The sequence below is a fragment of the Pseudomonas sp. NS1(2017) genome (assembly GCF_002269425.1).
GTDB classification, from domain to species: Bacteria; Pseudomonadota; Gammaproteobacteria; order Pseudomonadales; family Pseudomonadaceae; genus Aquipseudomonas; species Aquipseudomonas reactans.
The window spans coordinates 2,482,737-2,498,479 of the sequence record NZ_CP022960.1 but is presented as its reverse complement, the minus strand read 5'-3'; the positions used below and the strand labels follow the sequence as shown (position 1 = coordinate 2,498,479).

At 59.9% G+C, this 15,743-nt stretch carries 11 protein-coding genes; all 11 read left to right on the top strand.

Going from position 1 to position 15,743, the window contains the following annotated elements; genetic code table 11:
* Positions 1-47 precede the first annotated feature (47 nt).
* A complete protein-coding gene (gene yaaA, locus CI807_RS11830; protein WP_095014777.1) occupies positions 48-827 on the top strand; it encodes a peroxide stress protein YaaA in 780 nt (259 codons plus the stop codon).
* A gap of 835 nt (positions 828-1,662) precedes the next feature.
* A complete protein-coding gene (locus CI807_RS11825) occupies positions 1,663-2,979 on the top strand; it encodes a nucleotide sugar dehydrogenase (protein WP_016978204.1) in 1,317 nt (438 codons plus the stop codon).
* A 72-nt stretch (positions 2,980-3,051) separates the two neighbouring features.
* The gene (gene alg8 / locus CI807_RS11820; RefSeq protein WP_016978203.1) at positions 3,052-4,542 is read left to right on the top strand and encodes a mannuronan synthase; all 1,491 of its coding nucleotides are present in this window, start codon (positions 3,052-3,054) and stop codon (positions 4,540-4,542) included.
* Between the two features lie 48 nt (positions 4,543-4,590).
* On the top strand, positions 4,591-5,757 hold the full coding sequence (locus CI807_RS11810) for an alginate biosynthesis protein Alg44 (RefSeq protein WP_095014776.1): 1,167 nt from the start codon (positions 4,591-4,593) through the stop codon (positions 5,755-5,757).
* Between the two features lie 2 nt (positions 5,758-5,759).
* Positions 5,760-7,151 carry an alginate biosynthesis TPR repeat lipoprotein AlgK gene (gene algK, locus CI807_RS11805; protein WP_095014775.1) on the top strand — a complete coding sequence of 464 codons (1,392 nt, stop codon included), beginning with the start codon at positions 5,760-5,762 and terminating at the stop codon, positions 7,149-7,151.
* Positions 7,148-8,635, top strand: coding sequence for an alginate export family protein (locus CI807_RS11800; RefSeq protein ID WP_095014774.1), 1,488 nt, complete (start codon positions 7,148-7,150; stop codon positions 8,633-8,635). The genes algK and CI807_RS11800 overlap by 4 nt, the downstream gene beginning before the upstream one ends.
* The gene (algG, locus tag CI807_RS11795) at positions 8,635-10,209 is read left to right on the top strand and encodes a mannuronan 5-epimerase AlgG (RefSeq protein ID WP_095014773.1); all 1,575 of its coding nucleotides are present in this window, start codon (positions 8,635-8,637) and stop codon (positions 10,207-10,209) included. Before CI807_RS11800 ends, algG begins: the two co-directional genes overlap by 1 nt.
* Positions 10,210-10,220: 11 nt before the next feature.
* Positions 10,221-11,669: an alginate O-acetyltransferase gene (locus tag CI807_RS11790; protein WP_095017536.1), complete on the top strand. Its 1,449-nt coding sequence runs from the start codon at positions 10,221-10,223 to the stop codon at positions 11,667-11,669.
* Positions 11,670-11,677: 8 nt separating this feature from the next.
* The gene (locus tag CI807_RS11785) at positions 11,678-12,787 is read left to right on the top strand and encodes a mannuronate-specific alginate lyase (protein ID WP_095014772.1); all 1,110 of its coding nucleotides are present in this window, start codon (positions 11,678-11,680) and stop codon (positions 12,785-12,787) included.
* A gap of 226 nt (positions 12,788-13,013) precedes the next feature.
* Positions 13,014-14,555, top strand: a complete 1,542-nt coding sequence (locus CI807_RS11780; protein ID WP_028618922.1) for an MBOAT family protein — start codon at positions 13,014-13,016, stop codon at positions 14,553-14,555.
* 11 nt (positions 14,556-14,566) lie between these two features.
* The gene (locus CI807_RS11775) at positions 14,567-15,739 is read left to right on the top strand and encodes an alginate O-acetyltransferase (protein WP_095014771.1); all 1,173 of its coding nucleotides are present in this window, start codon (positions 14,567-14,569) and stop codon (positions 15,737-15,739) included.
* Positions 15,740-15,743 lie beyond the last annotated feature (4 nt).

Genomic DNA, 15,743 nt, shown 5'->3' with positions numbered 1-15,743 from the left:
ACGCCCCAGCCCCTAGAATCCCTCCCACGATTACAGGAGACGACTTCATGCTGATGGTGATTTCACCCGCCAAGACCCTCGATTTCGAGACTGCGCCTGCGACCCAGCGCTTTACCCAGCCGCAGTACCTGGACCATTCCCAGGAGCTGATCGAGCAACTGCGCGAGTTCAGCCCGGCACAAATCAGCGAATTGATGCACGTATCCGACAAGATCGGCGGCCTCAACGCCGCGCGTTTTGGCAGCTGGACGCCTGCGTTCACACAGGAAAACGCCAAGCAGGCGCTGCTGGCGTTCAAAGGCGACGTGTACACCGGCCTGAATGCCGAGACGTTCAGCGATGCCGACTTCACCTACGCTCAGGACCACCTGCGCATGCTCTCGGGCCTCTACGGCCTGCTGCGCCCGCTGGACCTGATGATGCCGTACCGCCTGGAAATGGGCACCAAACTGCCCAACGCCCGTGGCAAGGACCTGTACGCGTTCTGGGGCACGCGCATCAGCGAATGGCTGAACGAAGCGTTGGCTGAACAAGGCGATGACGTCCTGCTGAACCTGGCCTCCAACGAGTACTTCTCGGCGGTCAAGCGCACGGCCCTGAACGCGCGGATCATCAACACCGAGTTCAAGGACCTGAAGAACGGCCAGTACAAGATCATCAGCTTCTACGCCAAAAAAGCGCGGGGCATGATGAGCCGCTTTGTGATCGAGGAGCGCATAAACGACCCGGCCAAGCTAAAGGAATTCGATGTGCAGGGCTATCGCTTCAATGCAGAGCAGTCGAAGCCGGATAACCTGGTGTTCTTGCGCGATCACGCACCGGAATAAGGCCAGACCCGCCCCTGTCAGACAATAAGGTCCAAATGTGGGAGCGGGCTTGCTCCCACAGTTTTGATTGCATTTCAACTTCCGAATCGTCATATTTTTGGCGTCAAAAAACATCTTGACGCATCTCTAACAATTCTTTCACTCGACATCCGTCGTTTTTTTTCGTAGTGGCACCACTTTTTTTAAACACTAGTGGCACAAAACTATCCCCCTCTCCCAACTCCCCACAACTACTGGCCCAAATAGCAAGTGCTATCAATATAATGCCAGTGCCATCTTTCCTAATATTTCAAGAAATTTCCGGAAACAGGATGAGCGGCCCGGAACTTCGTCTAAACACACGGCTCATACCACCGGTAACGAAATTCTCTGTTTCTGTAAGAGATGACTTACATGACGACCCAAGGAAGTAGCGAAGTTGCCCCATCAACTTTGACTCATGGGTCATATCATCAACTGATATGAGTTGAGGGCGGCGATAAGGATGAATTGCTATCCCCTATAGGCCAAGGCAGCGCTTACCCAAATGTGTCAGTGATGACACCCAAGGTGTTGATACATAAAGGCTTAAAGCCTCTATCTGCACCCTGTGGCACTGGCGTCGGCACCTTCCCCCAGGAAGGCCGGCTGCATTTCAGGGCAAGCCTCAATAACAAGGCCAAGTTGCGCACAACTTGAGTGCAATAGTTAGTCACTCACTAATTAACATGCCTGTACGCGGTAAGTCGGCGTCTATTCGCCCAACTTTCGTGGCATCAGTGACGCTTGCAAACATGAACTCCGGCCAATTATTGGCATGATTAATACAGTCTTCAATGACAAAGAGGTAAATGCGATGCGCATCAGCATATTTGGTCTCGGTTACGTTGGCGCAGTGTGTGCCGGTTGCCTGTCTGCCCGTGGCCACGAAGTGGTTGGCGTAGACATCTCCAAGGACAAGATTGACCTGATCAATGCGGGCAAATCGCCAATCGTTGAACCGGGTCTGGGCGAGTTGTTGAGCCAGGGTATTCAGAACGGCCGACTGCGCGGTACCACCAACTTCGCCGAAGCCATCCGCGACACCGACCTGTCGATGATCTGCGTTGGTACGCCAAGCAAGAAAAACGGCGACCTGGAACTGGACTACATCGAAGCGGTATGCCGCGAAATCGGCCTGGTCCTGCGTGACAAAACCACCCGTCACACTGTAGTAGTGCGCAGCACCGTGCTGCCAGGCACCGTGGCCAATGTGGTGATCCCGATCCTTGAAGACTGCTCCGGCAAAAAAGCCGGCGTCGACTTCGGTGTGGCGGTCAACCCGGAATTCCTGCGTGAATCCACCGCCATCGCCGACTACGACCTGCCACCGATGACCGTCATCGGCGAATTCGACAAAGCCTCCGGCGATGTCCTGCAGTCGCTGTATGAAGAACTCGACGCACCGATCATCCGCAAGGACATCGCCGTTGCCGAGATGATCAAGTACACCTGCAACGTCTGGCACGCCACCAAGGTCACCTTCGCCAACGAAATCGGCAACATCGCCAAGGCGGTCGGCGTCGATGGTCGCGAAGTGATGGAAGTGGTCTGCCAGGACAAGACCCTCAACCTGTCCCAGTACTACATGCGCCCTGGCTTCGCCTTCGGTGGTTCGTGCCTGCCAAAAGACGTGCGCGCCCTCACCTACCGTGCCAGTTCGCTGGACGTGGAAGCGCCGCTGCTCAACTCGCTGATGCGCAGCAACGAGTCCCAGGTACAGAACGCCTTCGACATCGTCTCCAGCCACGACAAACGCAAAGTCGCCTTGCTGGGCCTGAGCTTCAAGGCCGGTACCGATGACCTGCGCGAAAGCCCGCTGGTCGAGCTGGCCGAAATGCTGATCGGCAAGGGTTTCGACCTGAGCATCTACGACAGCAACGTCGAGTACGCCCGTGTCCACGGCGCGAACAAAGACTACATCGAAGGCAAGATCCCGCACGTGTCGTCCCTGCTCAACTCGGACTTCGACGACGTGATCAACAACTCCGACGTGATCATCCTGGGCAACCGCGATGAGAAGTTCCGTGCCCTGGCGCATAGCGCACCGCACGGCAAGCAAGTGATCGACCTGGTGGGTTTCATGGCCAATGCCACCAGCGCCGGTAGCCGTACCGAAGGTATTTGCTGGTAACAGCAACAGCCAGTTCCGGGCTGCAAGCGTACTTCCCCAGCGCTTGCAGCCGGGAGCCTTCTTCACCTTCGGATGACGCTTATGTCCACGTTAAAACACATATTGCTCCAATCCGCCGGCTGGCTGTTCTTCCTCAGCCTGCTGATGGGACTCGCCCTGCTGCTGCCGGCGAGTACGTTCGACTCGGAGTCGAAGAATTTTATTTTCCTGATTGGCGCCGTCGGTATCTGGCGCTACTCGATGGGTGCTACGCATTTCTTTCGCGGCATGCTGTTCCTTTACGTCGTCTACCCGCACCTGCGCCGCAAAGTGCGCAAGCTGGGCAAGGCCGCCGACCCGTCCCACGTGTTCCTGATGGTCACCAGTTTCCGTATCGATGCGCTGACCACCGCGCAGGTCTACAGCTCGGTGATTCGTGAAGCCATCGAATGCGGCTTCCCCACCACCGTGGTTTGCTCGCTGGTGGAGATGTCCGATGAGCTGCTGGTGAAAAGCCTGTGGGAGAAAATGAACCCGCCGGAACACGTGAAGCTCGACTTCGTGCGTATCGCCGGTACCGGCAAACGCGACGGCCTGGCCTTCGGTTTCCGCGCCATCTCCCGCCACCTGCCGGATGACCGCGCAGTCGTTGCGGTGATCGACGGCGACACCGTGCTCGCCGAAGGCGTAGTGCGCAAGACCGTGCCGTGGTTCCAGCTGTTTGGCAATGTGGGTGGCCTCACCACCAACGAATTCTGTGAAGTACGCGGCGGCTACATCATGAGCGAGTGGCACAAACTGCGCTTCGCCCAACGCCACATCAACATGTGCTCCATGGCCCTGTCCAAGCGTGTACTGACCATGACCGGTCGTATGTCGGTGTTCCGCGCCAGCGTGGTCACCGACCCCGGTTTTATCGCCGACGTGGAAAGCGACTCGCTGCAACACTGGCGCCTGGGCCGCTTCAAATTCCTCACTGGTGACGACAAGTCCAGCTGGTTCAGCCTGATGCGCCTGGGCTACGACACTTTCTACGTGCCGGACGCCGCGATCAACACCGTGGAACACCCGCCGGAAAAGAGTTTCATCAAGGCCAGCCGCAAGCTGATGTTCCGCTGGTACGGCAACAACCTGCGCCAGAACTCCCGTGCCCTGGGCCTGGGTGTACGTCGCCTCGGCCTGTTCACCAGCATCGTGCTGTTCGACCAACGTGTGTCGATGTGGACCTCCCTGCTCGGCCTGACCGTGGCGATCATCGCCACCTTCAAGTACGGCGGCGCGTTCATCCTCGCGTACCTGCTGTGGATCGGCATCACTCGCCTGATTCTCACCCTGCTGCTGTCGTGCTCCGGCCACAAGATCGGCCCGGCTTACCCAGTGATTCTCTATTACAACCAGATCATGGGCGCGCTGGTGAAGATCTACGTGTTCTTCCGCCTTGATCAACAGTCCTGGACCCGCCAGGACACCAAACTGACCCGCGATTTGGCCAGCTTTCAACGTTGGTTCAACACCTGGTCGTCTCGGACCATGACCTTCTCCGCCGGCAGCATTTTCGTCGCCGTGTTGCTGATGATGGTCTGACAGCCAAGCCTGAATTAACTAGGAGCTACACCTATGAGTCAGAACACCATGAATAGCCAAGCAAACGTCAACGTTGTCCACGAATCCGAAGCCCAGCGCCAACATGCCCGCGTGAAAATCCCGGCCAAGCTGCGCTTTTTCAACACTGACCGCACGCCGACCGAAGCCCGGGTGATCGACCTGTCCGCCGGCGGCCTGGCCTTCACCTCGACCCAGCCGTTGACCGTCGGCGAAGTACACAAGGGCCGCCTGCAATTCGTGATCGATAACCTGGGCCTGGCCATGGACGTGGAGCTGCAGATCCGCTCCTACGACCGCCAGAGCGGCCGCACCGGTTGCCAGTTCCAAAACCTTGAACCCCAGGATATTTCCACCCTGCGCCACCTGATCACCTCGCACTTGTCCGGCGACATCGTGACCATGGGTGACGTGCTGGCGACCCTGCAACGCGACAACTTCACCAAGGCGCGCAAGGTCAAGGATGGCGGCAGCAACATGAGCGCCGCCGGCCGTCTACGCGCCGTGGTGTTCAGCACAGGCATCTTCATCGTCGGCCTGGCCGCCTTCGGTTTCGTCTTCAAATCGGTATACGGCATGTACTTCGTCAGCCACGCCCAGGCGGGCCTGGTCAGCGTACCCGGCATGAACGTGACCATGCCGCGCGACGGCACCGTGCAAAGCCTGCTCAAAGGAGACGCGATCGCCGCCAAAGGCGCGCCGCTCGCCACCTTCAGCACCAGCATGCTCGATGTGCTCAAGGGCCACCTGGACGAAGACCAACTGCAACCGGCCAAGGTCGAAGAGCTGTTCGGCAAGCAAATGACCGGCACCCTGACCTCGCCTTGCGATTGCGTGGTAGCCCAGCAAATGGTCGCCGACGGTCAGTACGCCAACAAAGGCGACGTGATCTTCCAACTGGTGCCTCGCGGCAGCCTGGCCAATGTGGAAGCACGCTTCACCTATCGCCAGTTCGCCGATGTTCGCCCAGGTACGCCGGTGAGCTTCCAAGTGGCCGACGAAGAACAGGTCCGCACCGGCACTATCGTCAGCAGCACCAGCCTGAACAGCGCCGACCTGTCGTCCGACATCCGCGTGCAGATCAAGCCTGACGCACCGCTGGACAGCACCTACGCCGGTCGCCCGGTAGAAGTGACCAGCGACCGTGGCCCGTCGCTGAACTGGCTGATCGATAAAGCCATGGCTGCGGGTCTTTAATCATGAGCGCCCTTCGAAACCTGCCGGTGCCCCTGGCGCTGGCCATCGCCCTCGCCGGTTGCGCCGGCCTGCCCGACCAACGCCTGGCTAACGAAGCTTTGAAACGTGGCGACACCGTCACCGCGCAGCAGAATTACCAGCAACTGGCAGACCTGGGTTACAGCGAGGCCCAAGTGGGCCTGGCCGATATCCAGGTAGGCACCCGCGATCCGGCGCAAATCAAACAGGCCGAAGCCACTTACCGCGCGGCGGCGGACACTTCGCCCCGCGCCCAGGCCCGTCTCGGTCGCCTGCTGGTGGCCAAGCCTGGCAGCACCGAAGCCGAACACCATGAAGCCGAAGGCCTGCTGAAAAAAGCCTTTGCCAATGGCGAAGGCAACACCCTGATCCCGCTGGCGATGCTGTACCTGCAATACCCGCACAGCTTCCCGAACGTGAATGCGCAGCAGCAGATCAGCCAATGGCAGGCCGCGGGTTACCCGGAAGCCGGCCTGGCCCAGGTGCTGCTGTACCGCACCCAGGACACCTACGACCAGCATCTGGATGATGTGGAGCGCATCTGCAAGGCCGCGCTGAACACCACCGATATCTGCTACGTCGAACTGGCCACGGTCTATCAGAAAAAAGCCGAGCCCGAGAAACAGGCCGAGCTGCTCAAGCAGATGGAAGCCGGCTACAGCCGTGGCAGCGTCACTGCACAGCGTGTCGACAGTGTTGCCCGCGTACTCGGCGATGCCACGCTTGGCCAGCCGGACGAAAAAACCGCCCAGGCCCTGCTGGAAAAAATCGCCCCTGGCTACCCGGCGTCCTGGGTCAGCCTGGCGCAGTTGCTCTATGACTTCCCGGAACTGGGCGACGTCGACCAAATGATGAAGTACCTGGACAACGGCCGCGCCGCCGACCAACCGCGCGCCGAGCTGTTGCTGGGCAAGCTCTACTACGAAGGCAAATGGGTACCCGCCGACGCCAAGGCTGCCGAAGCGCACTTCGAAAAAGCCGTGGGCAAGGAAGTCGCCGCCGATTACTACCTCGGCCAGATCTATCGCCGTGGCTACCTGGGCAAGGTCTATCCGCAAAAAGCCCTTGACCACTTGCTGACCGCTGCGCGCAACGGCCAGAACAGCGCCGATTTCGCCATCGCCCAGTTGTTTTCCCAAGGCAAGGGCACCCAGCCCGACCCATTGAATGCCTATGTCTTCAGCCAATTGGCCAAAGCCCAGGACACGCCAGAGGCCAATGACTTGGCCACGCAGCTCGAAGCCCCGCTGACGCCAGAGCAACGCGCTCAAGGCCAACGCCTGGTGCAACAGGAGCTGGCCGCCCGCGGCACCCTGGCCCAGAGCACGCTGCAACTGCACGCCCTGGAAGAAGACGACGGCGAGGAATCCCTATGAAGCTCAACCCATTCGTCAAGGCCGGTATCGGCCTGACCTTCGCCCTGCTGTGGTCGTGCCCGACCCTGGCTGCGCTGACCGAAGCCAAGAACTTCGGCCTGGAAGTCAAAGCCACCGCGCAGTCCGAAGACGACCGCGACCTCGGTACGCAGAAAGGCGGCGACGTCAACGGTGTCGGCCTCGACCTGCGCCCGTGGATCTACGGTGAAAGCGGCGCGTGGAGCGCCTACGCCATGGGCCAGGCCGTGGTCTCCAGCGACATCATCGAGACCGACCCGCTGCAACAGTCGGCCGATGACGAAAACCAGCAGACCACCAACAACGACCGCAAGACCAAGAAAAACTACTTGGCCATGCGTGAGTTCTGGGTTGGCTACAGCGGCTTCACGCCCTACCCTGGCGAGATCCTCAAGCTAGGTCGCCAACGCCTGCGCAATGACGACGGCCAATGGCGCGACACCAACATCGAAGCGCTGAACTGGACATTCGACACCACCCTGCTCAAGGCCAATGTCGGCGTTGCCGAACGCTTCAGCGAATACCGCACCGACCTCAAGGAGCTGTCGCCCAAGGACAAGGACCGTCAGCACCTGTATGCCGACGCCGCCTACCAGTGGACGCCCGGCCAGTGGATCGGCTTGCGCGGCCACCACACCCATGACAACGGCAAGCTCGACTACCCGGAACCCGGCGTACCGACTGACTCGTTGGACAAGCGTGAGAACGGCGACCTGAGCTGGCTCGGCATCGAAGCCAACAGCGACGCCTACAACTGGCGCAACACCAATACCGTCAACTACTGGGCCAGCGTCACCGGTATGCGTGGCGACCGTGACACCGTCAACGCGCTGAATGCTGACGGCACTCGTCCCACCAATGCCAAGCGCAGTGATGACGTGAGCGGCTGGGCCACCGACCTCGGCGTGCGTCTGCGCCTTGATCCACAGTGGCAAGTCGGTGCGGCCTACTCCCGCGCCAGCGCCGAGTACGAACAGAACGGTCTGCAAAGCAACCGTTCGAACTGGACCGGTACCCAGTCCCGCGTACACCGTTTCGGCGAAGCCTTCCGTGGCGAGATGAACAACATGCAGTCCATGAGCCTGTTCGGTTCCTGGCAGCTGCGTGAGGACTACGACGCAAGCCTCGTGTACCACAAGTTCTGGCGTGTCGACGGCAACAAGCCAGTGGGCAGCAACGGTATCGATGCGGTGCAGAACAACACCGACGACGTGACCGGCGCGATCCTGTCCAGCACGTCCCTGCCGCTTGAAGACGGCAAGAAAGACCTGGGCCAGGAGATGGACCTGGTCGTCACCAAGTACTTCAAGACCGGCTTGCTTCCGGCCACCCTCAGCCAGTCCATTGACGAACCGTCGGCCCTGGTGCGCTTTCGTGCCGGTGTATTCAAGCCGGGCGACGCCTATGGCAGCAACGTCGACTCGTACATGCACCGTGCGTTCGTCGACGTGATCTGGAAATTCTGATGGGAGCCTGCGCTATGAAACCTCATAAGTTGCTGGTCGCGGCGATGCTGATGGCTAACGCCACCGCCTTCGCCGACACCGCGCAGCCGGTCAAGGCGCCAACCATCGCCAAAGAGCTGCAACAGGCCAAGACCTACACCATCTCCAGCCCGCCGACCGCGCCGCTGGAAATGGCCAAGCCGGCCCTGCCGGATCTGTCGGGCTACACCGATGCGGCAATGGAAAAAAAGATCGTCAGAAGCAAGCCGGGCAAGATCAGCATCCGTCGCATGATGCAAGAAGACGCCCTAAAGGACTTCATCGGCGGTGACAACAAGATGGCCGAATGGGTAGTGCGCCAGCACGGTATTCCCCAGGCGATCTTTGTCGACGACGGCTACATGAACCTCAAGGACCTGCTGGGCAAGGTGCCCAAGCAGTACCTGAGCGAAACCTCCCCAGGAGTGTTTGTGGCCAAACTGCCGATCGTGGTGGGCCGCAAGGGCATTCTGGAAATCGACAAGAAGACCCAGGAGCTGCGCCTGTCCCAGGAAGCCGGTTCGTTCCTGATCAACGACGGCCAGTTGTTTGTGCGTGATACTAAAGTTACCGGCTGGAGCGAAAAGGCCAACGGCCCGGCGCTGTTCAAGTCACCCAAGGAGTTTCGCCCGTTCCTGCTGGCCTGGGGTGGCACCGAGACGTATATCTCCAACACCAAAATGGCCAGTTTCGGCTACGCCAACAGTAAGTCGTACGGGGTGAGTATTTCCCAGTACACGCCGAACATGGCCAAGGTGCTCAAGCGTGCGGAGCCGACCGGCTGGATCATCAACTCCGAGTTCTCGGACATGTGGTACGGCTTCTACTGCTACGAGACCACGAACTTCGTGATCAAGGGCAATACCTACAAAGACAACATCGTCTACGGTATTGACCCCCATGACCGTTCCCACGGCCTGATCATCGCGGACAACACCGTCTACGGCACCAAGAAGAAGCACGGCATCATCATTTCCCGGGAAGTGAACGACAGCTTCATCTTCAACAACCGCAGCTACGACAACAAGCTTTCGGGCCTGGTACTCGACCGTAACAGCGTCAACAACATCGTGGCCGACAACGAGTTCTACCGTAACCACACCGACGGCATCACCCTCTACGAGAGCGGCGACAACCTGCTGTGGGGCAACAAGGTGATCGCCAACCGTCGCCACGGCATCCGCGTGCGTAACAGCGTGAACATCAAGCTGTACGAAAACACTTCGATGGCCAACGGCCTCACCGGGCTGTACGGCCACATCAAGGATTTGACCGACACCGACCGTGACATCGCCCTCGACCCGTTCGACGCCAAGGTCTCGCTGATCGTGGTCGGCGGTGAATTGGCGGGTAACGGCAGCGGGCCGCTGTCCATCGACTCGCCATTGAGCGTGGAGCTGTATCGCGTGTCGATGCTGGCGCCGACCAAATCCAGCGGCATCAGCTTCAACGGCGTGCTGGGCGATCGCCAGGAAGAGATTCTCGACCTGCTGGTACGCCAGCAGAAAGCCGTGCTGATCGACCCTGTCGAACGCCAGACCGAATTGCAGGACTGAGGATGACCCTTATGCACCCACACATGATCAAACTGCTGAGCCTCTCGGGTCTGACCCTCGGCCTGCTCGCGGCCAGCCAGGGCGTACGCGCCGACGAAATCAAGGCGCCGACCTTCACCGCCGAACCGTGCTGCAGCCTGTGCCCGGCCGCTCATGACGCGAAGAACTACACCACGCGCTATCAGCAGAACTTCACCACCCTGGTGCAAGCCCAGGGCGACTGGCTGTTCCGTACCCAGGAAGACTTACGCACCGAATTCGACACCACCCCGGCCGGCTACAAGCGCATGCGACAGCTGCACGACGCGTTCAAGGCCAAGGGCGTTGAACTGGTGGTGGTCTACCAGCCGACCCGTGGCCTGGTGAACCGCAACAAGCTCAACCCTGAGGAAAAAGCCAAGTTCGATTTCGACAAGGCGCTGGGCAACTACAAGAACATGCTCGGCCGTTTCGCCAAGATGGGCTACGTGGTGCCGGACCTGTCGCCGTTGACCAACGAGCAACTGCCGGACGAGTTACCGGCCCACGACTTCTACTTCCGTGGTGACCAACACTGGACCCCGTACGGCGCCCAGCGCACCGCGAAAATCGTCGGTGAGAAAGTGCGCGCCATGCCTGAATTCGCGGATATTCCCAAGCGCGAATTCGAGACCAAACGCTCCGGGCGCATGGGCAAGACCGGCACCCTGCACAACATGGCCGGGCAACTCTGCGGCACCAGCTACGCGATCCAGTACATGGACCAGTTCACCACCGAGCCCAAAGGCGAAGCGGGCGACGGCGACCTGTTCGGCGATTCGGGCAACCCGCAGATCACCTTGGTGGGCACCAGCCACAGCGGCAAGAACTACAACTTCGCCGGGTTTCTGGAGCAGGAAATCGGCGCCGACATCCTCAACGTCGCCTTCCCAGGCGGTGGCCTGGAAGGCTCGATGATCCAGTACCTGGGCAGCGACGAATTCCAGAAGACCCCGCCGAAGATCCTCATCTGGGAATTTTCGCCGCTGTATCGCCTGGATCAGGAGACCATCTATCGCCAGATGATGTCGTTGCTGGACAACGGCTGCGAAGGCAAGCCGGCACAGATGACGGCCAGCACTTCATTGAAGCCCGGCAAGAACGAATTGATGGTGAACAGTTCGAACAAAGACCTGCGTAATGCCAATCACCAGGTTGATATCCGCTTCGCCGACCCGTCGGTGAAAACCCTGCAAGCCACCCTCTGGTACATGAACGGGCGCCACGAGGACATCAAGATCGAGAAACCCGAAACATCCGATACAGACGGGCGTTTCGCCTTTGAACTGCGCACCGATGAAGACTGGGCCTCGCAGAACTTGCTGGCCGTGGAAGTGCAGGGTCCGGAAGCGGGCGCTGCCGCGCAGAAAGTCGAAGCGAAAATTTGCACACGCAACGTATTCCCAGCCGGTGGTCAACAGACCGCTTCAACTGGGCAATGAGGTTACTTATGCAGAAGTTATTGATTCCCACGTTACTCGGCCTGGCGATGTTCGCAGGCTCAGTCAACGCCGCCGCGCCACTGCGTCCACCCCAGGGCTATTTCGCCCCAGTGGAAGCGTTCAAGACCGGCGACTTCAAGAATGACTGCGACGCCATGCCGGCGCCGTACACCGGCTCGCTGCAATTTCGCAGCAAGTACGAAGGTTCGGACAAAGCCCGCGCCACCCTGAATACCCAGTCCGAAAAAGCCTTTCGCGACAGCACCGCCGACATCACCAAGCTGGAAAAAGACACCAGCAAGCGCGTGATGCAGTTCATGCGCGACGGTCGTCCGGAACAACTGGAATGCACGTTGAATTGGCTCACCAGCTGGGCCAAGGCCGACGCACTGATGTCCAAGGACTTCAACCACACCGGCAAGTCCATGCGCAAATGGGCGTTGGGCAGCATGGCCTCGGCCTATGTACGCTTGAAGTTCTCCGACTCGCACCCGCTGGCCAACCACCAGCAAGAATCGCAACTGATCGAAGCCTGGTTCAACAAGCTTGCCGATCAGGTGGTGAGCGACTGGGACAACCTGCCGCTGGAAAAAACCAACAACCACTCCTACTGGGCCGCCTGGTCGGTGATGGCAACGTCCGTCGCCGTCAACCGTCGCGACCTGTTCGATTGGGCAGTGAAGGAATACAAAGTTGGCGTGAACCAGGTCGACGACCAAGGCTTCCTGCCGAACGAGTTGAAGCGCCAGCAACGGGCCTTGTCGTACCACAACTACGCCCTGCCACCGTTGTCGATGATCGCCAGTTTTGCCCTGGTCAACGGTGTCGACCTGCGCCAGGAAAACAACGGCGCGCTCAAACGCCTGGGCGACAAGGTGCTGGCCGGGGTGAAAGACCCAGAGATCTTCGAACAGAAGAACGGCAAAGAGCAGGACATGAAGGACTTGAAACAGGACATGAAATTCGCCTGGCTCGAACCCTTCTGCACTCTCTACACCTGCGCGCCGGATGTGCTCGAGCGCAAGCACGGGATGCAGCCGTTCAAGACGTTCCGCCTCGGGGGTGACCTGACCAAGGTCTACGACCCGACGCATGAAAAAGGCAATAAAGGTTCTTGAGTAGCTAACTGAAGGAACAGGGTCCCAATGTGGGAGCGGGCTTGCTCGCGAATGCGGTGTGTCAGACGACACATCTGTTACTGAACCACCGCATTCGCGAGCAAGCCCGCTCCCACAGTCAACCCGGTTTCGACAGTTGGAATGTTGTACCGCCCTCCCCCGAAATCGTGGGGGGGTTTGGGGGGGCTGTAGCCCTTGACTGTTGGTTAAACATGGAGAGATCGGGATGGTTTTCTCGTCCAATGTGTTCCTGTTTCTGTTCTTGCCGATCTTTCTCGGCTTGTACTACTTGAGCGGGCAACGCTATCGCAACTTGCTGCTGCTGTTGGCCAGCTACGTGTTCTACGCCTGGTGGCGAGTGGACTTCCTGGCGCTGTTCGCCGCCGTGACGCTGTGGAATTACTGGATCGGCCTCAAGGTCGGTGCAGCCGGCGTGCGCACCAAGCCGGCCCAACGCTGGCTGCTGCTCGGCGTGGTGGTTGACCTGTGTATCCTCGGCTACTTCAAGTACGCCAATTTCGGCGTCGACAGCATTAACGTCATGATGAAGTCGGCCGGCCTGGAGCCGTTCATCCTCACCCACGTGCTGCTGCCGATCGGTATCTCGTTCTACATTTTCGAGTCCATCAGCTACATCATCGACGTGTACCGTGGGGATACGCCGGCGACCCGCAACCTGATCGACTTTGCGGCATTCGTGGCGATTTTCCCGCACTTGATTGCCGGCCCGGTGTTGCGCTTTCGCGACCTGGCCGACCAGTTCAACAACCGCACCCACACCCTCGACAAGTTCTCCGAGGGCTGCACGCGGTTCATGCAGGGTTTCATCAAGAAGGTCTTTATCGCCGACACCCTGGCAGTGGTGGCCGACCATTGCTTTGCCCTGCAAAACCCGACCACGGGCGACGCCTGGCTCGGCGCGCTGGCCTACACCGCGCAGTTGTACTTCGACTTCTCCGGCTACAGCGACATGGCCATCGGCCTGGGCTTGATGATGGGCTTCCGCTTCATGGAGAACTTCAAGCAGCCGTACATCAGCCAGTCGATCACCGAGTTCTGGCGGCGTTGGCACATCAGCCTGTCCACCTGGCTGCGTGACTACCTGTACATCACCCTGGGCGGCAACCGTAAAGGCACGCTGACCACCTACCGCAACCTGTTCCTGACCATGCTGCTCGGTGGCCTGTGGCACGGTGCGAACATCACCTACATCGTCTGGGGTGCGTGGCACGGCATGTGGCTGGCGATTGAAAAAGCCATCGGCCTCAACACTTCGCCGCGCAGCTTCAACCCGGTGCGTTGGGCCTTCACCTTCCTGCTGGTAGTAATGGGCTGGGTGATCTTCCGCGCCGAGAACCTGCACGTCGCCGGCCGTATGTACGGTGCGATGTTCAGCTTTGGCGAGTGGTCGCTGTCGGAACTCAACCGCGCCAACCTCACCGGCCTGCAAGTGGCAACCCTGGTGGTGGCGTACGCAACCCTGGCGTTCTTTGGCCTACGCGACTTCTACACCAACCGTCCTGCCGAGAAGACCGAGAAAACCAAGCCGGCCGACCCGAGCCTGATCAAGGCCGTACCGGGCGACAACCCAGGCAGCATCCACGAGCCCGGTTTCACTGTGGGCAAAGATGCCGCCGTGCAACCGGCCTACTGGACCGCTGACTGGCCACGCTACGCCATGCGCGCTGCGGTGCTGCTGCTGTTCGTGGCGTCGATTCTCAAACTGTCGGCGCAGAGTTTCTCGCCGTTCCTTTACTTCCAATTCTGAGGGAGCCGACCATGACCCGTTCATTACGCGTCCTCTATATCGGCCTGTTCCTGGTGCTGCTGCTGGCCCTCGGCGCCTGGTCGCTGCGCAGTTTCTTCGGCTTCAGCACCAACGCCGACGCCACTGTGCTCAACGGGCGCTGGACCAAAGCCGTCGAGACCCACTACGACGACGAATTCCCGATCAAGCGTATCGGCACCAACCTATGGGCGGCGCTGGACTACAAGCTGTTCAACGAAGGCCGCCCTGGCGTGGTGCTGGGCCGCGATCACTGGTTGTACAGCGACGAGGAGTTCAACCCCGCCGTCAACGAAGACCAGAACCTGCAAGGCAACTACGCGCTGGTCGAAGGCGTGCGCCAGAAGCTCAAGGCCCAAGGCATTCAGTTGGTGATGGCGATCGTGCCAGCCAAGGTGCGCCTCTACCCGGAACACCTGGGTGAAGTGAAACCGGCGAGCATCCACGCCAACCTGTACGACGACTTCCACGCCCGCGTCGCCGCCGACAAGATCATCGCCCCGGACCTGCTCGGCCCGCTGCAACAGGCCAAGCTCGGCGGCAAGCAAGTGTTCCTGCGCACTGACACGCACTGGACCCCGGACGGTGCCGAAATCGCCGCCAAGCAATTGGCCAAGACCATCGCCGACAAGACCCCGCTGAGCGGCGAGCCACAGCGCTTTGTCACCGAGGCGGAAAAAACCGAGCCGCACAAAGGCGACCTGCGTCTGTTCCTGCCGTTGGACCCGTTGTTCGAAAACCTGATGCCGCCCAAAGAGCCGCTGGAAAAACGCGTGACGCACCTGGCCGAAACCAAAGGCGACGACGCGCTGTTCAGCGACAGCGAAACCCCAGTGGCCCTGGTCGGCACCAGCTACAGCGCCAATCCCAACTGGAACTTCGTCGGCGCCCTCAAGCAAGCCTTGGGCAGCGACGTGATCAGCTACGCCGAAGACGGCCACGGCCCGATCCTGCCGATGCTCAGTTACCTGAAAAGCGATGACTTCAAGAACAGCCCGCCCCAGGTGCTGATCTGGGAGTTTCCTGAACGTTATCTGCCCGTGAACAACGAAATCGGTGATGCCGACCCAGCGTGGGTTGCGCAGCTTAAACAAGCCGGTTCGCGCCAACAGAACATGGCAATCAACACCACAAAATCCGAGACGCCCGACCGGGCGCAAAACTGAAAGA